Source organism: Tenacibaculum aquaeponti (assembly GCF_057221555.1).
The window spans coordinates 1032272-1054060 of the sequence record NZ_CM170147.1; the positions used below are offsets into that span (position 1 = coordinate 1032272).

Annotated in this window: 25 protein-coding genes; 17 read left to right on the forward strand and 8 right to left on the reverse strand. The window is 28.4% G+C overall.

Translation table 11 applies throughout. The features are described from left to right. Positions 1-10: 10 nt before the first annotated feature. From AC2TEO_RS04575 to AC2TEO_RS04590, 4 genes are all read left to right on the forward strand, one after another. Complete coding sequence (locus AC2TEO_RS04575; protein ID WP_442266979.1) at positions 11-1129, forward strand: GTP cyclohydrolase; 1119 nt, start codon at positions 11-13, stop codon at positions 1127-1129. After that, positions 1129-1836: a 16S rRNA (uracil(1498)-N(3))-methyltransferase gene (locus AC2TEO_RS04580; RefSeq protein WP_442266980.1), complete on the forward strand. Its 708-nt coding sequence runs from the start codon at positions 1129-1131 to the stop codon at positions 1834-1836. Before AC2TEO_RS04575 ends, AC2TEO_RS04580 begins: the two co-directional genes overlap by 1 nt. Positions 1837-1940: 104 nt before the next feature. Then, on the forward strand, positions 1941-3086 hold the full coding sequence (locus AC2TEO_RS04585) for a helix-turn-helix domain-containing protein (protein ID WP_442266981.1): 1146 nt from the start codon (positions 1941-1943) through the stop codon (positions 3084-3086). Between the two features lie 416 nt (positions 3087-3502). Further along, complete coding sequence (locus tag AC2TEO_RS04590) at positions 3503-4144, forward strand: DUF4159 domain-containing protein (RefSeq protein WP_442266982.1); 642 nt, start codon at positions 3503-3505, stop codon at positions 4142-4144. Positions 4145-4146: 2 nt separating this feature from the next. Here AC2TEO_RS04590 and AC2TEO_RS04595 read toward each other — a convergent pair whose 3' ends face one another. From AC2TEO_RS04595 to AC2TEO_RS04620, 6 genes are all read right to left on the reverse strand, one after another. After that, positions 4147-4662: a GNAT family N-acetyltransferase gene (locus AC2TEO_RS04595; RefSeq protein WP_442266983.1), complete on the reverse strand. Its 516-nt coding sequence runs from the start codon at positions 4660-4662 to the stop codon at positions 4147-4149. 59 nt (positions 4663-4721) lie between these two features. Continuing rightward, positions 4722-5258 carry a Crp/Fnr family transcriptional regulator gene (locus AC2TEO_RS04600; RefSeq protein ID WP_442266984.1) on the reverse strand — a complete coding sequence of 179 codons (537 nt, stop codon included), beginning with the start codon at positions 5256-5258 and terminating at the stop codon, positions 4722-4724. 17 nt (positions 5259-5275) lie between these two features. Continuing rightward, positions 5276-8194 carry a serine hydrolase domain-containing protein gene (locus AC2TEO_RS04605; protein ID WP_442266985.1) on the reverse strand — a complete coding sequence of 973 codons (2919 nt, stop codon included), beginning with the start codon at positions 8192-8194 and terminating at the stop codon, positions 5276-5278. Positions 8195-8274: 80 nt separating this feature from the next. Then, positions 8275-8760 (reverse strand): ABC transporter ATPase, encoded by a 486-nt coding sequence (locus AC2TEO_RS04610; protein ID WP_442266986.1) that lies wholly within the window; start codon positions 8758-8760, stop codon positions 8275-8277. Between the two features lie 2 nt (positions 8761-8762). Next, a complete protein-coding gene (locus AC2TEO_RS04615) occupies positions 8763-9593 on the reverse strand; it encodes an exonuclease domain-containing protein (protein WP_442266987.1) in 831 nt (276 codons plus the stop codon). 73 nt (positions 9594-9666) lie between these two features. Continuing rightward, entirely contained in the window at positions 9667-10521 is an 855-nt protein-coding gene (locus AC2TEO_RS04620) for a PPK2 family polyphosphate kinase (RefSeq protein WP_442267743.1), read from the reverse strand. Between the two features lie 90 nt (positions 10522-10611). Here AC2TEO_RS04620 and AC2TEO_RS04625 point away from each other — a divergent pair, with 90 nt between their 5' ends. From AC2TEO_RS04625 to AC2TEO_RS04650, 6 genes are all read left to right on the forward strand, one after another. After that, positions 10612-11355: a DUF1223 domain-containing protein gene (locus AC2TEO_RS04625; protein WP_442266988.1), complete on the forward strand. Its 744-nt coding sequence runs from the start codon at positions 10612-10614 to the stop codon at positions 11353-11355. Positions 11356-11478: 123 nt separating this feature from the next. Beyond that, positions 11479-11988 (forward strand): flavodoxin family protein, encoded by a 510-nt coding sequence (locus AC2TEO_RS04630; protein WP_442266989.1) that lies wholly within the window; start codon positions 11479-11481, stop codon positions 11986-11988. A gap of 61 nt (positions 11989-12049) precedes the next feature. Then, positions 12050-12382, forward strand: a complete 333-nt coding sequence (locus tag AC2TEO_RS04635; RefSeq protein ID WP_442266990.1) for an ArsR/SmtB family transcription factor — start codon at positions 12050-12052, stop codon at positions 12380-12382. 32 nt (positions 12383-12414) lie between these two features. After that, the gene (locus AC2TEO_RS04640; protein WP_442266991.1) at positions 12415-13023 is read left to right on the forward strand and encodes an arsenate-mycothiol transferase ArsC; all 609 of its coding nucleotides are present in this window, start codon (positions 12415-12417) and stop codon (positions 13021-13023) included. 6 nt (positions 13024-13029) lie between these two features. Further along, positions 13030-13503, forward strand: a complete 474-nt coding sequence (locus AC2TEO_RS04645; RefSeq protein WP_442266992.1) for a DUF6428 family protein — start codon at positions 13030-13032, stop codon at positions 13501-13503. A 69-nt stretch (positions 13504-13572) separates the two neighbouring features. Next, a complete protein-coding gene (locus tag AC2TEO_RS04650; protein ID WP_442266993.1) occupies positions 13573-13929 on the forward strand; it encodes a hypothetical protein in 357 nt (118 codons plus the stop codon). A gap of 51 nt (positions 13930-13980) precedes the next feature. Here AC2TEO_RS04650 and AC2TEO_RS04655 read toward each other — a convergent pair whose 3' ends face one another. After that, positions 13981-15282: an NAD(P)/FAD-dependent oxidoreductase gene (locus tag AC2TEO_RS04655; RefSeq protein WP_442266994.1), complete on the reverse strand. Its 1302-nt coding sequence runs from the start codon at positions 15280-15282 to the stop codon at positions 13981-13983. Between the two features lie 173 nt (positions 15283-15455). Between AC2TEO_RS04655 and AC2TEO_RS04660 the strand changes: the two genes are divergently transcribed. Beyond that, positions 15456-15884: a DUF7738 domain-containing protein gene (locus AC2TEO_RS04660; RefSeq protein ID WP_442266995.1), complete on the forward strand. Its 429-nt coding sequence runs from the start codon at positions 15456-15458 to the stop codon at positions 15882-15884. Here AC2TEO_RS04660 and AC2TEO_RS04665 read toward each other — a convergent pair. After that, entirely contained in the window at positions 15881-16636 is a 756-nt protein-coding gene (locus AC2TEO_RS04665; protein ID WP_442266996.1) for a helix-turn-helix domain-containing protein, read from the reverse strand. The genes AC2TEO_RS04660 and AC2TEO_RS04665 overlap by 4 nt on opposite strands. Positions 16637-16864: 228 nt before the next feature. On the opposite strand from AC2TEO_RS04665, the gene AC2TEO_RS04670 reads away from it, so the two are divergent. The 6 genes from AC2TEO_RS04670 to AC2TEO_RS04695 all read left to right on the forward strand — a co-directional run bounded on the left by AC2TEO_RS04670 (position 16865) and on the right by AC2TEO_RS04695 (position 21727). Next, positions 16865-17260, forward strand: a complete 396-nt coding sequence (locus tag AC2TEO_RS04670) for a type III secretion system chaperone family protein (protein ID WP_299680882.1) — start codon at positions 16865-16867, stop codon at positions 17258-17260. Positions 17261-17265: 5 nt separating this feature from the next. Then, a complete protein-coding gene (locus AC2TEO_RS04675) occupies positions 17266-17970 on the forward strand; it encodes a PspA/IM30 family protein (protein WP_442266997.1) in 705 nt (234 codons plus the stop codon). 25 nt (positions 17971-17995) lie between these two features. Beyond that, on the forward strand, positions 17996-18358 hold the full coding sequence (locus AC2TEO_RS04680; protein ID WP_442266998.1) for a hypothetical protein: 363 nt from the start codon (positions 17996-17998) through the stop codon (positions 18356-18358). Positions 18359-18399: 41 nt separating this feature from the next. Then, complete coding sequence (locus AC2TEO_RS04685) at positions 18400-19158, forward strand: hypothetical protein (protein WP_442266999.1); 759 nt, start codon at positions 18400-18402, stop codon at positions 19156-19158. Between the two features lie 47 nt (positions 19159-19205). Then, on the forward strand, positions 19206-21275 hold the full coding sequence (locus AC2TEO_RS04690; RefSeq protein ID WP_442267000.1) for a flotillin family protein: 2070 nt from the start codon (positions 19206-19208) through the stop codon (positions 21273-21275). 161 nt (positions 21276-21436) lie between these two features. Continuing rightward, positions 21437-21727, forward strand: a complete 291-nt coding sequence (locus tag AC2TEO_RS04695; RefSeq protein WP_442267001.1) for a GIY-YIG nuclease family protein — start codon at positions 21437-21439, stop codon at positions 21725-21727. Positions 21728-21789: the final 62 nt, after the last annotated feature.

The window sequence follows — 21789 nt, forward strand, 5'->3', positions numbered from 1 at the left end:
CATTTGTTTTATGATTCAACTAAAGGAAATAAAAACAAGAAAGGAAATAAAACAATTTGTTTTATTTCCTTTTTCTTTATACAAAGACAATAAATACTGGGTCCCTCCTATTATTAATGATGAAATAAATAATTTCGATAGTAATATTAATCCTGTTTTCGAACATGCTGATGCTAGGCTTTTTGTCGCTATTAGAAATAAAAAAGTAGTTGGTCGTATTGCTGTTATAATTAATAACTACGAAGTTGAAAAACAAGGAATAAAAAAAATACGATTTGGTTGGTTTGAAGTTATTAATGATATTGAAGTAACCAAGGCTTTAATAAATAAAGCAAAGGAAATAGGAAAAGAAAAAAGATTAGAATATTTAGAAGGTCCTGTAGGTTTTAATAATTTAGATAAGACAGGGGTTTTAATCGAAGGATTTGATCATATTGGAACTATGATTACTTGGTACAATCTTCCTTATTACAAAGATCATTTAGAAAAGTTAGGCTTTGTTAAAGAAAAAGAATATTTAGAGAACAAATTTGAATTTAAAAATGTAAATGCAAAGAAATACGAGAAAGCAGGAAACTTAATTCAAAAGAGATATAACTTAAAAGAGGTTACGTTTACAAAAACCAAAGATATTATGCCTTATGTAGATGAAATGTTTGAGTTATTTAGTAAAACTTACTCAAAGCTATCTACTTATGTTCCAATTTCTAATGCCCAAATAGAGTTTTTCAAGAAAAAATACATTTCATTTATCAATCCTGAATACATTAAATTTGTTGTAGATAGTGAAAATAAAATGGTCGCATTTTCTATAGTTATGCCTTCTTTCTCTAAAGCTTTACAAAAGGCTAAAGGAAAATTATTTCCATTTGGTTTATTTCATTTATTAAAAGCAAGAAAATACGCTAAAGACATTACTTTCTATTTAATTGGTGTACATCCAGATTATCAAAACAAAGGAGTAACTGCAATCATTTTTAGAGAAAATATCAGAACATTTACAGCTAAAGGAATTCAAAATTGTATTAGAACTCCTGAATTAGAAGATAATACTGCCATTTTCAAAATTTGGAAAGATTTTCAACCAGTTACACATAAAAGAAGACGAACTTATCGATTAAACCTATAATGCAACTATTTTTTAATCCAGAAATAACAAAGGAAACTAAAGAAATCATCTTTAATAAAGAAGAAAGTCGTCACATTATTAAAGTACTTCGAAAAGACAGTGACGATAAACTCATTATAACCAATGGTAAAGGAACAGTTTTTACTGCTATTATAACAATACCTAGTGATAAAAAATGTATTGCTAAAATAGTAGGTTTTGAGCAAAGAACTAAAGAATGGAATTATCATCTTCATGTAGCTATAGCGCCAACTAAAAATATGGATCGTTTAGAATGGTTTATTGAAAAGGCTACTGAAATTGGTATCGATGAAATAACTCCAATCATTTGCCATAATTCTGAAAGAAAAATTGTAAAAACACAACGGTTACAAAAAATAATGTTAGCCGCTATGAAACAATCATTAAAATTCAATGCGGTTATTATTAATGAACCTATAAAATTTTCGGAATTTATTAAACAAGATAATTCTGGAGATAAATTTATCGCTCATTGTTATCCTTCAGAAAAAATAAGTTTGAATACAATTTCTAAATTCAACTCCAACATTACAATTTTAATTGGTCCTGAAGGAGATTTTTCTGAAGAAGAAGTAAACATAGCTTCAATAACAAATTTCAAACCTATATCTCTTGGAAAAAGTCGTTTAAGAACAGAAACTGCTGCATTAACAGCTGTACAGCATATTAGTTTTTTACATTTTTAGTATATAAACTACAAATTAGGAGGAAAGTACCCAGAATATAAATTTTATAAAAAGATTTATTTTATTAAATTTATATCCCCCTAACCCCAACCAAAGATCAATTTATGCTACCAGCATTTAACATAACGGATGTTTTCAATGTATTTTTATTAGGAAGTGCTTTACTAGGTTTTTGCCTAAGTTTTTTCATGTTTTTTTCTAAATACGGAAAGAATAAAAGCTTACTGTTCTTAAACTTAATGATATTAACTATTGCTCTTAACAATTTTCAATCTTGGGCTTTAGCTTTAAACTTATTTCAGCATAAATTCATGCTAAGTTACATTCAAATTCCTTGGCATTTTTTAAGTGGTCCTTTCTTTTATGCTTTTTTAGTTAATTATTTAGACATAGTAAATCATCAAAAAAAGATACTTAAATATTTTATTTTTGTTTTTCTACTAATGTGCATAGCGCAAATTAGCTTTGTTATATTTTCGTCTACTGGTGGAGCAACTGAGGAAGAACTAAATTATATTTACGAACGTTATACGTCTTTTGAGGAACTTATTAGTTTTATTAGTTCTATTAGTATTTTTGTTTATTCTTATTACGTTCTTCGAAATAAAGAACAGCTTTTTCAAAAAATACTTTCTTTTGATAACTTAAAATGGATTTATAACTTTTTTAAACTCACAGGTATTGTTTATTTACTATGGGTTTTTGCATTAGTTATTAAATTCAGTTTAAACTTCTCTGGTTTTATTTATTCTTACTATCCTTTACGAATATCTACAACTGTAATTATTTTCATTTTAGGATATCAGGGAATTAAATATTTGAGAATATTAAAAGAAAGAAAACATATTAGAGAGGAAAGTGAAAACGAAACTATAGCTGAAATTCAAGAGGAAAAAGAGCTCTCTACCAAATATGAAGAACACTTTTTAAATGTTGATTCTTATGTAAAGACAAATAAAAAATTTTTGCAACCAAAATACACTCTTCAAAATCTATCTAAGGATGTAAGCATAGGAACAAGTACTTTATCGGCTATAATAAATAATAATGCTAAAAAAAGTTTTGTTGATTATATTAATGAGATGAGAGTTGAACAAGCAAAAAAATTTTTACTTAATCCTAAATATGAAAGCTATACTATTGCTTCTATTGGCTTAGAATCTGGTTTCAACTCAAAATCTGCATTTTATGATGTTTTCAAGAAACACGCTGGATGTACTCCTTTAGCCTTTAAAAACTCAAATTGTTAATTTTTTTTATCCTTAATTAGTCCGAAAACATCCAAATCATAAGTTTTAGGACTTTGATTTGTCTTCTCAATTTTATATTTGAATGTATACTTAATAAAGTAAGAATTATGCAATAACTTATTTTATTAAGTTTTTACAACGAATTATAGAGAGGAAACTCTCTATGAAGAGGGAAAAGCCGAAACACTGTTTAACAACAGTGTTTTTTTATTTATAAAGTTGTCCTAAAACATCCAAAACATACGTTTTAGGAGTCTAATAACGAATAACTTAACTATATTTGAAATGAAAACTTACATAAACCAGTAAATATATTTAGGGATTAATATTTACTACTTTCTTCACAAAAAAAACACCATAAGAAGGGAATGGTGTTTTTTTTTATTTATATCTTGGTTATCGCTTATCAAGATCAAATGAAAAACATACTATATATTTTAATATTTATTATATCTTTTAATACGAGTGCACAACAAATTGGTATTCTAAAATACGGTGGTGGTGGAGATTGGTATGCAAATCCAACATCTTTACCTAACTTAATTAATTTTAGTAACAGGAATACCAAAACATCTATAGATTACAATATAGCAACTGTAACACCAGATAGTGAAGATATTTTTAGTTTACCAATTGTTTTTTTAACTGGACACGGAAACGTTTATTTTGATGATGCTTCTGTAGAGAACTTAAGAAAGTATCTTATATCTGGTGGTTTTATTCATATTTCAGATAATTATGGATTAGATAAATATATTCGTCGTGAAATGAAAAAAGTATTTCCTAAACTTAATTTTCAAGAAATACCTACATCTCATCCTATTTATCATCAGACATTTGATTTTCCAAAAGGACTACCAAAGATTCACGAACACGATAAAAAAGCTCCTCAAGGATTTGGTTTATTTTATGAAGGTAGATTAATTGCTTTTTACGATTATGAAAGTGATTTAAGTGACGGATGGGAAGATGAATCAATTCATAATAATCCTAAAGAAACCAGAGAAAAAGCATTACGAATGGGAGCTAATATTATTGAATTTGCCTTTAAGAACTAAAACTATAACTCCTTTCCGTAATAGTTCAAATCAATTAATTCTCCATTAGTAGTTCGATAGTCTTTCGTAATTATACCTTCTAAACGAAAACCACATCTTTCAGCTAACGCAATGCTCCTAACATTTTGTTGAGATATTCTACAGAAAAGTTTTTTAAAACCATGCGTTTTAACCACACTTTCCAATAACGTTGTAAAACTTTTAGTAATAATGCCTTTCCCTTCAAAATTAACATCTATAAAAGCTCCTAATTCTGCTTTTGGTATAGACCAATCTATATTTTTAAAATCAATAAAACCAATCAGTTTTTCATTATTAAAAATAAGATAGGGATAGTATGTCCTTAGTTTTATTTTATCTTCTATCGTTCTGCAATAATTTAAAGTACTTTCTTTAGTTTGGGTATATTTTATTGTTCCTGCAAAAAAATCTTCTAATCTACTTTTATTGTTTTGAATTAACTCAAAGAAAATCTCAGCATCTTTTATAGCTAATAATTGTATAGTAAAATTATCCATTCCATTAAATTTAATACCTCAAAGAAACGAACAAGAGAAAATATAAATATTGACTGAAGTCACGTTTTTTTAATTCTACTTAATGTTTCAGAAGCCATCCTTAAATAACTTGCAATATGTTTATGAGGAATTTCTTGAAAAAGTTCTGGATTTCGATGTAATACTTTCTGATACCTTTCTTCTGGAGAAGTTAGTAATAAATCTTTTTCTCTTTCAAATTGATGTAATATAATTTCTTGTAATATTTCATTCCACAATTTTAAATACTCGGTATTCGTATCTAAAAAATTGTAAAACTCTTGTTTGGAAAGATAAAAAACAACAGTTTTTTTTAGTGCTTTTATTTCAAGATCACTAATTGAATTAGATAAAAAGGAATCTATTGCAGTGATAATTGAGTTTTTATACCCGAAATACATTACATGCTCTTCTGTATTATTGGTAAAGAAAACTTTTAAACTACCAGATATTATAAAATAGATATTAGTATCCTTAGATCCTTTAACTTTTATGAACTCATCTCTTTTGAAGGTTTTCTGTTTTGTTAAAATACCTTCTTGTAGAATTTTGTTTTTTAATAGTTGATAATTCTTCAAAACAGTTGAATTACTATTTAATTCACAATAGCGTCTTGAATAACCTTCTGAATTTTAGTTCTTATATTACTTTTAACTAATTTTCTATTATCCATAGTCGGATAAACTCTATTCGATAAAAAGACATATAGAATTCCTGTGTCTGGATCTGCCCAAGTATAGGTTCCTGTAAAACCACTATGACCAAAACTATTTTCAGAAACACAACCACATGTTGGCTTTTCTCTAGGATTTATTTGTGGTTTATCGAAACCTAAACCTCTTCTATTTCTTACTTGAGGATAATACCTTGTATTAAACTTCTCAATAGTTTCTGGTCTAAAATATTTTACACCTCCATAAGTTCCTCCTTGCAAATACATTTGCATAATTTTTGCTACATCGTTTGCATTCGCAAATAAACCAGCATGACCTCCTACTCCACCTTGCATTGCAGCTCCCATATCATGAACATAACCTCTTAATAATTGTTCTCTATAATAATCATCTTTTTCTGTAGGAACAACTTCTTTCCAATTAAATTTTTCAAGAGGTAAATATGAAGTTCTATTTAAACCTAGAGATGCATAAAACTCATCTTCTACAACTTTATCTAAACGTTTTTTATACTTTTTCTCTACAACCTCTTTAAGTATATAATATCCTAAATCACTATACTTATATCCTACTCTTTCTCGTAAATCAGAGTCTTTAATTCTAGTGTAAATAGAATCCTTGTAATCTTTATTTAAATATAAATCTTTAGCTACTTTTATCGGAAACTGCTTCGATTTTTTAGTTCTATAATATTCTTTTGATACTTTACCAGTTATAGAATCAATTGTTCTTGTATAAAATGGAATCCACGATTTCAATCGAGCATAATGTGATAAGATTTGTTTGATATTTAAGTGCTCTTTATTACTGTCTTTATAAGCTGGAAGTAAATCAACTAAATCAGATTGAAGTGATAATTTTCTATCTTCTTCTAATTTCATTACAGCTGGTAAAGTAGATAAAATTTTAGTTAAAGACGCTAAATCGTAAACATCAGTTTTTTTTACTTTTCTTCGTTTAGCATCAGTTTGATAACCAAAAGTTTTATGATAAATTACTTTTCCGTGTCTCGCAATTAAAATCTGACCTCCCGGAGCCATTTTCTGCTGTAAAATAGTATCAATATAACGATCTACATATTTTAATGTATCTCTTGATAAATTTACAGCTTCTGGTATGGTATATTCAAAGCGATTTAATGGAGATATAATCATTCCATTTCCTGTTTGAAATTCATTTCTAATACTTATCGGAAGTCTTCCTGAAATCTCAAAAGCTCCAAAAATTGCTTGAGCAGAAAGTTCTTGTGCTAACTTACTATTTTGATAAGAAACAATAATATTATCAATATTCGTAAATGTTTTAACTTGTAATAAGCTATAAGGATTTGCAAAAACATCAAGTATAACACGTTTGTTTCTTGATATTTCTTGTAACCAAACTAAATCTTGATTAGAGAACTTATACGATTTCCAAGGATTTTTATTCGATTTATGAAAACCTATAATTACTAAATTATAGTCTTCTAATTTTTTAGTTAGTATATCTAAATGCTTTGCTGAAATTACATCTACTTTAGTATAATTCTGAAGCATTTTAACAAAATCATCTCCTTTATCGTCTCCTAAAGCAACATAAGCTATATTTTTTAACTCTAACTTTTTTATTGGTAATGTTTCTCTTGTATTTTTTAGAACAGTTAATGATTTTTTAATTAAATCTCGATGCAGTAATTCATCTTTAGCAGTATTTAAGTCTACAAGTAAACTATCCGTTTTAATCGTATCAAACTTTTGTAAACCGACTAAATATTTTGCTTTTAAAATTTTTCTTACCGACTTATTAATTCTTTCCTCATTTAATTCTCCTTTCTCTAAAGCTTTTTTAAAAGCTTTTACTGTATTCGGAATATCTTGAGGAATTAACAAAATGTCATTTCCTGCTAAGAAAGTAGCCAAATTAATTTCGGCAGCTGTAGCATAATTTGCTGCTCCTTTCATGTTTAATCCGTCAGTTAAAACTAAACCTTGAAAACCTAATTTATCCTGTAATAAATCGGTAACTACATTTTTAGATAATGAAGATGGTAAATTAATATTCGATTCTAAAGAAGGAATACTTAAATGTGCTGTCATTACACTTGCTACACCTGCATCAAATTGTCTTTTGAATGGATATAATTCGATTGAATCTAATCGTTGTAATGTAAAATTTATAGACGGTAATGTTAAATGTGAATCTGTAGCTGTATCTCCATGCCCTGGAAAATGTTTTGCATTTGCTAATACACCTGCATTTTGCATTCCTTTTGTAAAAGCTACTGATTTTTCTGCAACATTTTCTTTCTTTTCTCCAAAAGAACGATTTCCAATAATTGGATTGTCTGGATTTGTATTAATATCTACAACCGGAGCAAAATTAATATGAATTCCTACTCGTTTGCATTGTTCTCCAATTCTTTCCCCTAACTTTTCAATTAACTTATTATCTCGAATGGCTCCTAAAGTCATATTCCAAGGAAAACGATATGTATTTTTTAATCGCATATCTAATCCCCATTCTCCGTCGAAACCAATTAATAACGGAACTTTTTTAGTTAAGTTTTGATACTTATTAGTAAGTGCTACTTGTTTTTCTGGTGTTCCTTTCATAAAAATTAAATTTCCAACATGATGTTTTGTAATCAAATCAGAAATAAATTTTTCGTGTTTAGCATCTTTATTAGAATATGCTTGCACCATAAACAACTGTCCTATTTTTTCTTCAATAGACATTGAATCGATAATACTATCTACCCATTCTTGTTGTAAAATGTACTGTTTTGCTCGTAACGGATCTAACTGCTGAGCATTAATAACACTTGTAAAAATTACAGCTAATAATAGTATCTTTTTCTTCATATAAATCGTTCACACGTTAATTTAACGAGTTTTTAAATTTCCTTATAAAACATCGGGGATTACTTTACTTTAAACAATTCTTATACCAAAAATCGGCTATGCCAGCTTTTGTCTGCTGTAACTTCCCATTTGGTTTCAAAATCTTCTTTAGTGTTTACCATATTATTAAAAACAACTGTAGCAGCAGTTATTTTCTGTTGTTTAGCAAACTCTTGAAAATCTGAAAGTTTTACGACATTGATATTATCATTGTCTTTAAATGAAATGTTCATTTTATCCATTAAATCTACATTGAACTCTTCTTCTATAGATTTAACAAAACGTACTGAAGCATCAATAGAGCAACCAGAAGCTGAATTAAAGTTTTCATCTATTGCTAAAATTATAAACTGATTATATTTTATAGCAAAAGATCCTTTTAAATCTTCACCATGTCTGGTCCATTGATCAATAAATAACAAGGCTCTTGCAGAAATTACTTCTATTTCTTCTTGAGTAAATGTTCTATCAGCTTGATACACCCAAACTCTTGCAGAGTTCGGTAATTCGTTATAAGGTATGTACATTGTTATCTTAAATTAAATTTTTGTTGTAACGCTTTTAACTTTTCTTCATCTGTCATTTCAGGCGTTTCAGGCGAACTCATTCGTTCTTTTATTTGGCGCAATACTTTTTTAGTATATAATGGAAAGTCTGCTTGTTGAATCCATGAATTGTATCCAGGATTTTCTTTTAAAACATCTTCTACTTTTCTTCCTTTATATTTTCCAAAAGCAAATATCTCATCTTCATCTTCATCAAATAATATGAATCCTGCGAAATCAGCTCGTTTTGTATGTGAAGAAAATTCACTTAACGCTTCTACTGAATTCTCTATATCTTCATATTTATCTAATTGTGCTTTTAAGATTTCATAAGTTGCTAATGTATCTGCTTCAGCAGAGTGTGCATCTTCTAAATCTTTACCACAGTAAAACTTATAACCTGCACTTAAAGTTCGTTGTTCTTTTTTATGGAAAATTACTTGTACATCGATGGCTTTTCTTTCTTCCATATCAAAATCGATTCCAGCTCTTAGCAATTCTTCAGCTAAAAGCGGAATATCAAATCTATTTGAATTAAATCCAGCAAGATCTGAATCGAATATCATCTCGTTTATTTTAGATGCTAATTCTTTAAATGTTGGTTCTGTAACAACTTTTTCATTCGTAATTCCATGAACATCTATAGCTTGTTGCGGTATTTCTATTTCAGGGTTTACCAACCATGTTTTACTTTCTTGTGTTCCGTTAGGGAATATTTTAAGTATAGAAATTTCTACAATTCTGTCAGTGGCTATATTAATTCCAGTTGTTTCTAAATCGAAAAAAACGATAGGTTTTTTCAGGTTTAACTCCATATAGTTATTAAAAAATTTTTAATGGTAGTGTTTTACTTATTTAAAATGTACAAAGATGTCAATAATAACGCTATTATTCGTTATTTAATTCTTCTTTAAACTCGTTAATTTTATCTAAAAGTTTTTTATCTAAAGTAGGTTCTTTAAAATTATACTTTTCAAAAACTTCTAAAATAGTTTGTGCTACTATAAAACGAGCTGTTGGTTTATCATCTGCGGGTACTATATACCAAGGCGCATGATCTGTTGATGTTCTGTTTATAGCATCTTCATAACAAAACTGATATTCGTTCCAAAGTTTTCTTTCTTTTAAATCTCCAGCTGAAAACTTCCAATTCTTCTCAGGAATATCTAAACGACGTAATAACCTATTTTTTTGTTCTTCTTTAGATAGATGTAAGAAGAACTTTAAAATAATAGTTCCGTTCGCTGCTATATGTTTTTCAAATTGATTGATACGATCCATTCTATCATGATAGAATTCATCATTTAAGTCTTCCAAACTTTTCACTGTAGGAATATTTTCTGAAAACACATATTCTGGATGTACTCTCGTAACTAGTACATTTTCGTAATGCGTTCTATTGAAAACACCAACTTTACCTTTGGATGGTAGTGCAATGTAATGTCTCCATAAAAAATCATGTTTTAATTCTAATTCAGTAGGAACTTTAAAACTATGTACTTCTACTCCTCTAACATTAAATTGTTTAAACACTTCTCTTACTAAGCTGTCTTTACCTGCAGTATCCATACCTTGTAAACAAATTAAGGCACTATATTTACCTTCTGCATACATTGTATTTTGTAAGTCGGCTATTTTTTTTCTTACTTTTTTTAATTTCTTTTCAGCATCTTCAATATACTCTAAAGTTTTCTTCTTCTTTAATTTTACTTCTCCATTAACCTTATATTTCTCTATATTCATCTTCATTCTATTATTGATTTTATAAATGTAAAAAAAATATAGTAGGTCTTAAAGCGATAGTGTAAGTCTTTTGTTAAAAAAACTACTAATTTGAAAATTAAATTATTCTTTATGCATTATCGACTCATTTTTATCTTTTTTATTTCTTTTTTTAGTTTAAATGGACAAGAAAAACCTGTAGTTGTTTTAGAATTGTTTACGTCACAAGGATGCTCTAGTTGTCCACCTGCAGACAAACTTCTAGAAGAAATTAAAAACAACAATAATAGTGATAAAATAATTCCTTTAGCTTACCATGTTGATTATTGGGATTATATCGGTTGGAAAGATCCTTTTGCTTCTAAAGATTATACTAACAAACAACGAGACTATGCTGAAAAATTTTTAAGTAGTTCTATTTACACCCCTCAATTAGTTATAAATGGTGATGAACATTTTGTTGGTTCTGATAAAGTGAGAATAGAAAGAAGAATTAAACAAATTTTACACAGAGGATCTAATTCTAACACTATAGAAATAACAGACTTAAAAATTAAAAACAAAAAAGTAAATTTTTCTTATAAAGTGGATGGAAAAACAAAAAAGCATAACATTCACTTTCTTTTAACCATTGATAAACGTGTTACACCTGTAAAAAGAGGAGAAAACAGGAATAGAACTTTAACAAATACTAATATTGTTGTTCTTGAAAAAATAGTTTCTCTAATTGAAAAAGAAGGAAAAATAACACTTTTTATCCCCGATATTATTAAACCAAAAGACGAGCTAAAATTAATTGCAATAACTAAAGACAAAGACTTATTAGTTACTTTTGGTGTTCAAATAAAACTATAACACAAAGATTTTTAAACTCCTTTATTTTTCAATTGTTTTTTTCTTGAGTATCATCAGAATTAGCAATCAATCTAAAAAAACAAATACTTGTATTCTGAGTAAATTTCCTAAAAAATTATAACAATGAATACAACAGTAATTATTAAAGCTAGTTCCAAAAAAAATGGAAACACAAAAAAAATAATAGAGTTATTAAACCGAGATTCGAATTTTGATATTATTGATTTATTAGATTATAATATTGGGCATTTTGATTACGATTTCAAAAATGCAAATGATGATTTTCTTCCATTGCTACAAAAAATTACAGAAAAATATGACACTATCATTTTTGCTACTCCAGTATATTGGTACACAATGAGTGGAATTTTAAAAGTATTTTTCGATAGATTATCAGATCTATTGCATTATCAGAAAGAATTAGGAAGAAAACTAAGAGGCAAAAATATGGCCATGGTTAGCAATTCTGGAGAAAATGACAGAAGACAAGGTTTTGAAATGCCTTTTATAGAAAGTGCTAAATATTTAGGAATGAATTACCTTGGAGACATACATGTTTGGTTCTCTAAAGATGGAAGTAAAATTGATGATATAGCTGAAAACCAAATAAAAAAGTTTATAAAAACTTTATAAATCTATTTTTTTCTTTTTTACTAGTTTATTTTATCGTAATATTGCAATATACAATTAAAGTATGGGATTAACTAAATCTGAAATATTTTCCAAAAATCAAAATGATATAGCTCAAATAGCTAAAGTATTAGGGCATCCTGCAAGAATAGCTATTTTAGAACATATATCTAAAGTAAAAACCTGTATTTGTGGTGATTTAGTCAATGAAATTGGTTTAGCACAACCTACTATATCTCAACATTTAAAAGAATTAAAAAGTATTGGAATCTTAAAAGGAAATATCGAAGGAACAAGTATTTGTTACTGTATTAATAATGAAAAGTGGGAAGAAATCAGAACTATTTTAAATCAATTTTTAGAAATATTCTCTACATCCATCAACAAATGCTGCTAAAAAAATTTGAATATATTAATCGTAATATTACAATGAATACGGATTTAATTAAAACAATAGAAAAAATTTCTTCTCTGGAAATTACTAATGAAAGAAAAGAAAAATTAAAACCATTAATAACTTACATTAAAGAAAAAAGAACTAAAAAAGAAGATATACGCATTAACTTTATTTGCACTCACAACTCTAGAAGAAGTCATTTAGGCCAGATATGGATGCAAACTTTAGCGAATCATTTTAACATCAAAAATATCATAACCTATTCTGGTGGTACAGAAGCCACTGCTTTAGCACATCCAATTGCAGAAACATTGAAAAATCAAGGTTTTGAAATAAGCATTATTAGTGAAAATACAAATCCCGTTTACGCAATTAAATATGATGAAGTTTCTCATCCTATTATTGGTTTTTCTAAACGTTATGACGATTCCTTTAACCCAAGTTCAAAGTTTGCTGCAGTGATGACTTGCTCGCAAGCTGATGAAGGATGTCCGTTCGTGTCTGGTACAGATAAAAGAATTGCTATCACTTATGAAGACCCAAAAATTTCTGACAATACCGACAAACAAATTCAAACATATTTAGAAAGAAGCAATCAAATTGCGTCTGAAATGTATTTTGTTTTATCTCAATTAAATTAAACGATTATGAAACTTACCGAAATAAAAAAACACTTAAAAGAATTAAACACTATAGCTTTTCAATTGCCAGATGGCAATTTGGTTCCTGAACATTTTCATGTAACAGAAGTTGGAAAAATTACCAAGCATTTTATTGATTGTGGAGGAGTACTCCGTAAAGAAGAAAAAATAAATTTTCAATTATGGAATGCTAATGATTATAATCATAGGTTACATCCTGAAAAATTAATTCATATTATAGAACTTTCTGAAAAGACTTTAAACCTTAAGGATGTAGAAATAGAAGTTGAATACCAAGGAACAACTATCGGTAAATATGATTTAGATTTCGATGGAAAAAATTTCCTACTAGTGAATACAGCTACAGCTTGTTTAGCCGAAGACCAATGCGGTATTTCACCAAAACAAAAACCTAAATTAAAATTATCAGAAATTCAAAGTCAAGGTTTTAGTTGTGATCCAAATTCTGGTTGTTGTTAACAATCAAAAACTTCTTTTAATTTTAAAAATATTATATTCGCAAAATATAACCCCAAAATATACTGATTAATGAAATTATTAAAAAGATTTTATTCCTTTTTCTTAATTTTAATTTTAACTTTTAACTTCACTTCTTGCTCAGATTGTAAAAACGAAAACCCAAGAGCTCGCATTACAAACATGGGAACTGAAGAAGTAAGTGTTCAAATTAAAACTTCAGGAGGTAATACAGAAAATCTTAACAATGTAGAATCTGGTAAATCTTCAGAGTTCAGAAGTTACGATTCTGGAACAATAACTTTTACTATTGTAATAAAGAACGATATAGAAGTTGTAGAAACTGTTGAAATGGATTTTTGCTCCGAATACGAGATCATTGTTAATGAAGACAATTCTATTTCTACGATTTCAACAGGAGTCGAATAAATAAGTTTAAAACAAAACTAAAAATCCCAAGTTAATTACTTGGGATTTTTTTTATTTATCACTCTCAAATGAGTATTTATTTTTTTGCTTAAACGGACGGATAATTAGTCTTGTTTCTCTATCGAAACGTATGTAATTATACATCCAATTTAAAAACACTACTGCCTTATTTCGAAAACCGATTAGTGAAAATAAGTGAACTATCATCCAAACGAACCAAGCAAAAACTCCTTGGAATTTCCATTTAGGTAAATCTACTACAGCTTTATTTCTACCGATTGTAGCCATAGACCCTTTATCATTATAAACAAAAGGCTTCATGCTTTTTCCATTTTGAAGCGCTAATATATTCTTAGCTAATAATTTTCCTTGTTGAATTGCTGGTTGCGCCATCATTGGATGTCCATAAGGAAAAGCTTCTGTATTCATACACGCAACATCACCAATAGCAAAAATATTATCAACAGAAACTACCCTACTAAATTCATCTACTTTATATCTTGCTGCTCTTTCAACAACACATTCAGCATGCAACCCATCTATAGAAGCTCCTTTAACTCCTGCTGCCCAAATTACAGTACTTGCTTTAAAATGATCTTCTCCGTTGGTAGTTACTGTATCTCCATCATAATTCTGAACTCTTAGATTTTTCCATACATCAACACCTAACTTGATTAAAAAATCTTCTGCTTTCTCTGAAGCTTGTGAACTCATACCTTTCAAAAGACAATCTGCACCTTGAATCAAATTGATTTTCATCAAACGGATATCTAAATCTGGATAATCCTTTGGTAAAATTTCCTTTTTCATTTCCGCTAATGCCCCAGCCAATTCAACTCCTGTAGGTCCACCACCGACAATCACAAAATTCATTAACTTTTTTCGTTCTTCTAAATCAGAAGTCAATAAAGCTTCTTCAAAATTCTCTAGAATTAGACTTCTAATATTTAAAGACTGAGGAATCGTCTTCATTTCCATGGTATGTTTTTCAATATTTTTATTACCAAAGAAATTAGTTGTAGAACCAGTAGCAATAACTAAATAATCATAGCTTAAACTACCTATTGAAGTTTTTACTTTTTTATTTTCAGAATCAATCCTTGAAACTTCAGCCAATCGAAAATAAAAGTTCTCGATATCATTAAATCTTTTTCTTAAAGGGAAAGCAATACTATCTGGCTCTAAACCTCCCGTAGCAACTTGATATAATAAAGGTTGAAATGTGTGGTAATTATGTTTATCTAAAAGAACAACTTGTAACTCTTTATCTTCTAAACCTCTTGCAACGGCTAATCCTGCAAAACCTCCACCAATAATAACTACTCTGGGAAAGCTAGTTTGAGGTATATTCATACTTTAATGTTTAAAATCTGTGTAAATTCTAATAGCAAATTTAATTAAAAGTAACAGTATTAACTTACTATTAATAAACTAAAAAATATCTATTAAAAATTACTTCTTTTATACAGTTTATACTCTATTTATTTTATAGTTTTGTTCTAGTAGAAAAATCATAAATTAATTTTATGTTTACTATTTTTAAGAAGAAGAAACAAAAATACTTTATTATAAACTGTAATACAGACAGTATATTAGTTAATGGAACTCCACTTACTTTTCCTACTGAATTTAAAAATTTAGTCGAAATTTTTGGTGAACCTTCAAGAACAATCAACTCAAGCAATAAATATATTATCTGGGATGATTTTGGAATATCAAGTAGTTTAAAAGACGATAACAAAGTAGTCTCTATTAATGTTTACCAAAATATTAATACCAGTGAATATGTTCCAAAAAAACCATATAAAGGAACACTCTTTTTCGAAGAAGAAGATATTACCTTTAACGAATTTAGTAAAATAGGACTTGGTAAAATAGCTATTCACAGATTAGGAAGCGAAAATGAAACTAGGTTTGGTTTTAGTTTAGGAATTAATAATGATTATAAAGCTTAACCTCGATTTTTAAGCTTCAATAATTCTTTCTCTAAGAATAGTAGTTTATTTTCAACCTCATCACCTATTTCAGGCAAACGCTTTATAAAAGTATACTTTGCTTGCCATAACTCTTTTATATCTGTTTTCGAAAAAATTTTTTCTTCAATATTTTTGTGTTCTGCTTTAAAAACCACTTTGTCAGAAATAAAGTAAATTTTTCTTAGTATAATTTCTTTCTCTAAAACAGCAATAACTACCTCTCCATTTCCATAATTTTCAAAATCTTCTTCTGCAATTTTTTCTGCAATAACAATATCTTTAGGATACAAACCTTTGTCATGATCTGTCATTTCTAAATTTGTAACTGTAAATGCTCGTAAAATTTTATCAATTTCTATTGGTAAACTAATTATTGACAAGTCATTTAAAAAAGAAGGATTGTTATAATGCTTACAATAATTCTCAACATTTTTTTCAGAAACATAAGGTATATTAACAAAACTTTCCTTTTCGTGTACATTATTATCAAGAATTAAATCCTCTTTAAAACGCAATAATTCATTCACTGTTAAATCAGAAGTTAGCATACTATCAATTGAAATGCTAAAATAATTAGCAATCTTAATTATCGTTTCTATTTTAGGCTCACTTCTACCTTCTTCATACGCTCCTAATGTAGCTCGCTTTAAATCAAACAATTCCGCAAAAGATTTCTGACTCAATCCTTTTACTCCTCTAATTTTTTTTATGTTTCTTCCAAAAAAAGACATGTTTTGCTAATTTTATTTGCAAATATTAAAATATTTAGTATCTTTACACTAACAATATTAGCTAATAAAAACGAAAATTGCTAATTTTTCTAGAAAAAAAAGGTCACTTAACTATTAACTATTTTATTATGATTCTATTAACTTTACATTTTGCAGTATTTATGGTATCTATTATTTTACCTTAAAAGAAAATCAATATATAAACTATCTAATTATAACCAATTGCTAATGAACATTCACTTTAATAAAACGAAAAACTTTTTATTAGAATTAAACTTTACAATTAGTAAAGAGATCGAATCTGATGGGATTTTTGTTATTGAAAAAGAGAATTTTGGAATAAAAAACTTAATTATTGGTGTTGCTTATCCTATACTAGTCATGGAACAATTTATTTTTAAAGCAACACAACCAAACGAAGCTATGTTTAAAGCATTACTTCAAAAAAATAGAGATATAATTCATGGAGCTTTTGTGCTTGATGAAACAGGTGAACGTGTCATTTTTAGAGACACATTACAATTAGAAAACTTAGATATTAATGAATTAGAAGCCAGTTTAAATTCTTTAAGTTTGTTACTTAGTGAATACTCTGAGCAAATCATTAATTTCTCAAAATATTAGAAATTATGAATTTTTTTAAACGACTTTTTAAAATAGGACAAGCAGAAGCCAATGCTGCAATAGACAATATGGAAGATCCTATTAAAATGACGGAACAAGGTATTCGCGATTTGCGTGTTGATCTTGAAAAATCTCTCGAATCTTTAGCACAAGTTAAAGCTCTTGCTATTAGAGCTAAAAATGACATTGAAGAATTTACAGCTAAAGCCAATGATTACGAACAAAAAGCCATGTTAGTACTTACTAAGGCTAAAAATGGTGAATTAGAGTTCAATGAAGCAGATGATTTAGCTAAACAAGCCTTACTAAAGAAACAAGAAATACATTTGCAAATAGAAAATGCAAAAAATGAAGCCACTAGCTTTGACAATTCTGTTGCTCAATTAGAAGGAAATGTTCAAGAAATTAAAGGAACAATAAGTAAATGGGAAAATGAATTAAAAACTCTTAAAGCTCGTGTTAAAGTTTCTAAAGCAACAAAAAACTTGAATAAGCAAATGGCTGAAATGGATAGTTCTGGAACGGTTGCTATGCTAGAGCGCATGAAAGAAAAAGTACAACAAGAAGAAGCTTTAGCTGAGGCCTATGGAGATTTGTCTAAATCATCGAAAACTGTAGATCAAAAGTTAAACGAGCTTACTGATACTAAAAATAAAACCGCTGAAGATAATTTGGCTCAATTAAAAAAACAATTAGGTTTTGAAGATTAAATTCTTCTACCACAAACTAAAAACTATGAAAACGAAAATTATATTAATTACCATTCTTTCTTTATTAAATTTTACTTCTTATGGTCAAAATACTGAAGAGAAAAAATCTAAGTCTGCTACTACAAACTTTGAACTAAAGACATCTAGTATAGAAAAGTTACAAACTTTTAATTGGAACACTTTAAAAGAAATGTTTAAAGAGAATGACGATGATCAAGAAATTACAATTGCATTTATTTATGAAAATAAAGCTCAAATAGACGATTCAAAAGTTAAAATTGATAATTTTGAAATCAAATTATCAGGTAAAACTTCTGATTTAGATAAAATGACAAAAAGATTAAAGAAATCATTTGATAATTTAGAGGAATTGAAAAACAAAAACTAGAATTTATAGAATAAAAAACTAACACATATTACTAACTAGCTATGACATTAACCGATATTGTATTTTCTAATGTAAACATCACATTAACCATTCTTTTAATTCTACTTTTGACTTATTGGCTTATTACCATGATCTCAGGTGTAGACTTCGATTTAGATGTTGATGTAGACGTAGATATCGATGTCGATGTAGATGCTGATATTGATGTAGACTTAGATTCTAATATAGGTACTGGTATCGAAGGAAGCGATATCGACTTTCATGATGTAGCTAATACAGAAGTTAATCAAGAAGATATTGTAGGCAAAAGAAGAAAACCTTTAAAATGGTGGCAAGTACTATTAATCTACTTCAACTTTGTTGGTTTACCATTTATGTTCACATTTACATCTTGGATTTTCATATGGTGGCTTATAACTACTTTAGGTACAACAATTACTCATAGCTACAATAGTACTTTTGGCTTCATTATAATGTTAGGAAGTTTTTTCCCTTCACTATTTGTCACAAAAATCTTCACTACTCCTTTTAAAGCATTTTTTAAAAATCTTAATCAGGATGGAGATGCACCAGCAGAAATTATTGGACGAAAAGGAACAAGTTTATCTAAAATATCTGATAAAAAGTTAGGAAGGGCTGAAATTAAAGTAGATGGAAATACACTTAATATCAATATAAAATCTTTAGATGGAAAAGAAATAAGTTATAATTCTCAGATACTAATTATCAAACAAAGCAACGATAAACTATTCTATTATGCACAAGAATATAAATCAGGTAGCATAGATATAAACTTTTAAAAATTAAATTTAAAACAAATAAAAATCACTAAAACTAATTAATTACTATGACAGATTCAATTATTCAACTTTTAAGTGTTGGCCTTGGTATAATTCTATTCATTATTATAGTATACTTTGCAATTATTGCAATGTTTTACAAGAAAGTACCACAAGGAGAAGCCTTAGTTCGTACTGGATTTAAAGGAACAAAAGTCGCAACCGATAGAGGTATGTATGTAGTTCCTGTTTTTCACCGTGTTGAAATCATGGATATTTCTGTAAAGAAAATTCAAATTGAACGAATTGGAGACGACGGACTTGTTTGTAAAGACAATATGCGTGCAGATATTAAAGTAGCTTTCTTTGTTCGTGTTAACAATGAAGTAGATTTTATTAAAATGGTGGCTCAGACTATTGGTTGTGAAAGAGCTTCTGATATAGAAACTTTGGAAGAATTATTTGAAGCAAAATTCTCTGAAGCCTTAAAAACTGTAGGTAAAAAGTTTGATTTCACCGAATTATACGAAGCTAGACGTGAATTTAGAGATGAAATTGTTGATATTATTGGTACAGATTTAAACGGATATACTTTAGAAGATTGTGCTATTGATTATTTAGAACAAACTCCTGTTAGTTTTTTGAAACCTGATAATATTTTAGATGCAGAAGGTATTAAGAAAATTACTGAATTAACAGCAGCACAAAATATCCAAGCGAACTTAATTAAAAGAGACGAAGAAAAAGTAATTCGTAAACAAGATGTGGAAGCTCGCGAAGCAATCTTAGAATTAGACAAGCAATTAGCGGAAAAAGAAGAACAACAAAAACGTGAAATTGCAAATATTAAAGCTCGTGAAGAAGCAGAAACTTTAAAAGTAGCTGAGGAAGAGCGTTTAAAATCTGAAAGTGCAAGAATAGCAACTGAAGAAAAACTACAAGTAGCAGAAGAAAACAAACAACGTCAAGTTATCGTTGCTGAGAAAAACAAATTACGAACAGATGCAGTAGAAGCTGAAAGAGTAGAAAAAGACAGAATGTTAGAAGCTACAGAGAGAGAGCGTATTGTAACTTTAGCACAAATTGAAAAAGAGAAAGTCGTTGAAGTAGAAAAGAAAAACATTCAAGATGTGATACGTGATCGCGTAATGTTAGAGAAAGGTGTAGTTGAAGAGCAAGAAAACATGAAAGATATCGAAGCTTTCAAAACTGCAGATCGTGAGAAACAAGTTAAAATTACTATTGCTGAAGCTAATGCAGAAGAAGCATTAATTAAAACTATTAAAGAAGCTGAAGCACAAAAAGAAGCTGCTAAACAAAAAGCTGAGGAAATTAATATTGAAGCTCAAGCTCAAAAAGAAGCAAGTGAAAAAGAAGCAGAAGCTCGTAAAACATTAGCAGAAGCAAAAGCTAAAGAAGAAGCTACAATTGGTATGTCTGAAGCACAAGTGATGCATGCAAAAGCAGATGCTAATGAACGTCAAGGATTAGTAGAAGCTACAATTATTGAGAAAAAAGCGAAAGCTGAAGCTGCTGGAATTTTAGCTAAAGCTGAAGCTATTAAAGAAGAAGGTTTAGCTGAAGCGCAAGTAATTAAAGAAAAAGCAATTGCAGATGCTGCTGGTATCGAAGAGAAAGCTGAAGCAATGAAGAAATTAGACGGTGTTGGTAAAGAGCACGAAGAGTTCAAGTTACGCTTAGAGAAAGAATTGCAAGTAGACTTAGCTCAAATTCAAATCCAGAAAGATATCGCAGATGCACAAGCACAAGTTATTGGTGATGCTTTAAGAGCTGCCAATATTGATATCGTTGGTGGAGAAACAATGTTCTTCGATCAAATTATCGGACAAATTACTAAGGCTAAAGGAATCGATAGATTAGTTCAACATAGTGATAATATTCAAGATGTAAAAGATGCTATTTTAGGTAGTGATGATGTTAAAGGAAACTTATTAGAAAAAGTAAAAGATTTCGCCAACAAATACGGAATCTCTTCTGAAGACATCAAAAACTTAACTGTAGCAAATCTTTTAATGGACTTAAAAGATAGAGCTAACACTTCTGATGAAGAAGGATTATTCAGTAACCTTTTTAACCTTGCTAAAGGATTAGGATTATCTGACAAGAAGTTGTCTTAATATAAAAATATAAATGTCAGTTCGAGTGATTTTATAGAGTGATAACGAAATAAAATTGTATCGAGAACAATTCAACTAACGAAAACTTCTCGATAAAAAATTATTCTTCATTTCATTCCGAATAATTTCACTCGAAGTGACAATAAAAGTTCAAAAAAGTTATGACAGTTTACTATGTTTATATTTTGCAATGTTCTGATAAAACATATTACACTGGAGTAACTTCAAATCTTAATCAAAGACTTTTAGAACATAAAAAAGGATTACATAAAGGTAGTTATACTTATTTTAGAAGACCAATACAACTAGTTTACTATTGTGAATTCACGAATATTGAAATAGCAATAGAAAAAGAAAAACAAATTAAGAAATGGTCTAAAGCCAAAAAAGAAGCTTTAATAAATAATCAATATGAATTACTACCTAATTTAGCAAAAAAGAAATTTGATTAAAATACCAAATGTCAGTTCGAGTGATTTTTACGAAGTGATAACGAAGTAAAATCGTATCGAGA

Coding starts and splice junctions, on each gene's coding strand:
- AC2TEO_RS04575 (WP_442266979.1), top strand. CDS start 11: ATGATTCAACTAAAGGAAATAAAAACAAGAAAGGAAATAAAACAATTT.
- AC2TEO_RS04580 (WP_442266980.1), top strand. CDS start 1,129: ATGCAACTATTTTTTAATCCAGAAATAACAAAGGAAACTAAAGAAATC.
- AC2TEO_RS04585 (WP_442266981.1), top strand. CDS start 1,941: ATGCTACCAGCATTTAACATAACGGATGTTTTCAATGTATTTTTATTA.
- AC2TEO_RS04590 (WP_442266982.1), top strand. CDS start 3,503: ATGAAAAACATACTATATATTTTAATATTTATTATATCTTTTAATACG.
- AC2TEO_RS04595 (WP_442266983.1), bottom strand. CDS start 4,662: ATGGATAATTTTACTATACAATTATTAGCTATAAAAGATGCTGAGATT.
- AC2TEO_RS04605 (WP_442266985.1), bottom strand. CDS start 8,194: ATGAAGAAAAAGATACTATTATTAGCTGTAATTTTTACAAGTGTTATT.
- AC2TEO_RS04610 (WP_442266986.1), bottom strand. CDS start 8,760: ATGTACATACCTTATAACGAATTACCGAACTCTGCAAGAGTTTGGGTG.
- AC2TEO_RS04615 (WP_442266987.1), bottom strand. CDS start 9,593: ATGGAGTTAAACCTGAAAAAACCTATCGTTTTTTTCGATTTAGAAACA.
- AC2TEO_RS04620 (WP_442267743.1), bottom strand. CDS start 10,521: ATGAATATAGAGAAATATAAGGTTAATGGAGAAGTAAAATTAAAGAAG.
- AC2TEO_RS04630 (WP_442266989.1), top strand. CDS start 11,479: ATGAATACAACAGTAATTATTAAAGCTAGTTCCAAAAAAAATGGAAAC.
- AC2TEO_RS04635 (WP_442266990.1), top strand. CDS start 12,050: ATGGGATTAACTAAATCTGAAATATTTTCCAAAAATCAAAATGATATA.
- AC2TEO_RS04640 (WP_442266991.1), top strand. CDS start 12,415: ATGAATACGGATTTAATTAAAACAATAGAAAAAATTTCTTCTCTGGAA.
- AC2TEO_RS04645 (WP_442266992.1), top strand. CDS start 13,030: ATGAAACTTACCGAAATAAAAAAACACTTAAAAGAATTAAACACTATA.
- AC2TEO_RS04650 (WP_442266993.1), top strand. CDS start 13,573: ATGAAATTATTAAAAAGATTTTATTCCTTTTTCTTAATTTTAATTTTA.
- AC2TEO_RS04655 (WP_442266994.1), bottom strand. CDS start 15,282: ATGAATATACCTCAAACTAGCTTTCCCAGAGTAGTTATTATTGGTGGA.
- AC2TEO_RS04660 (WP_442266995.1), top strand. CDS start 15,456: ATGTTTACTATTTTTAAGAAGAAGAAACAAAAATACTTTATTATAAAC.
- AC2TEO_RS04665 (WP_442266996.1), bottom strand. CDS start 16,636: ATGTCTTTTTTTGGAAGAAACATAAAAAAAATTAGAGGAGTAAAAGGA.
- AC2TEO_RS04670 (WP_299680882.1), top strand. CDS start 16,865: ATGAACATTCACTTTAATAAAACGAAAAACTTTTTATTAGAATTAAAC.
- AC2TEO_RS04675 (WP_442266997.1), top strand. CDS start 17,266: ATGAATTTTTTTAAACGACTTTTTAAAATAGGACAAGCAGAAGCCAAT.
- AC2TEO_RS04680 (WP_442266998.1), top strand. CDS start 17,996: ATGAAAACGAAAATTATATTAATTACCATTCTTTCTTTATTAAATTTT.
- AC2TEO_RS04685 (WP_442266999.1), top strand. CDS start 18,400: ATGACATTAACCGATATTGTATTTTCTAATGTAAACATCACATTAACC.
- AC2TEO_RS04690 (WP_442267000.1), top strand. CDS start 19,206: ATGACAGATTCAATTATTCAACTTTTAAGTGTTGGCCTTGGTATAATT.
- AC2TEO_RS04695 (WP_442267001.1), top strand. CDS start 21,437: ATGACAGTTTACTATGTTTATATTTTGCAATGTTCTGATAAAACATAT.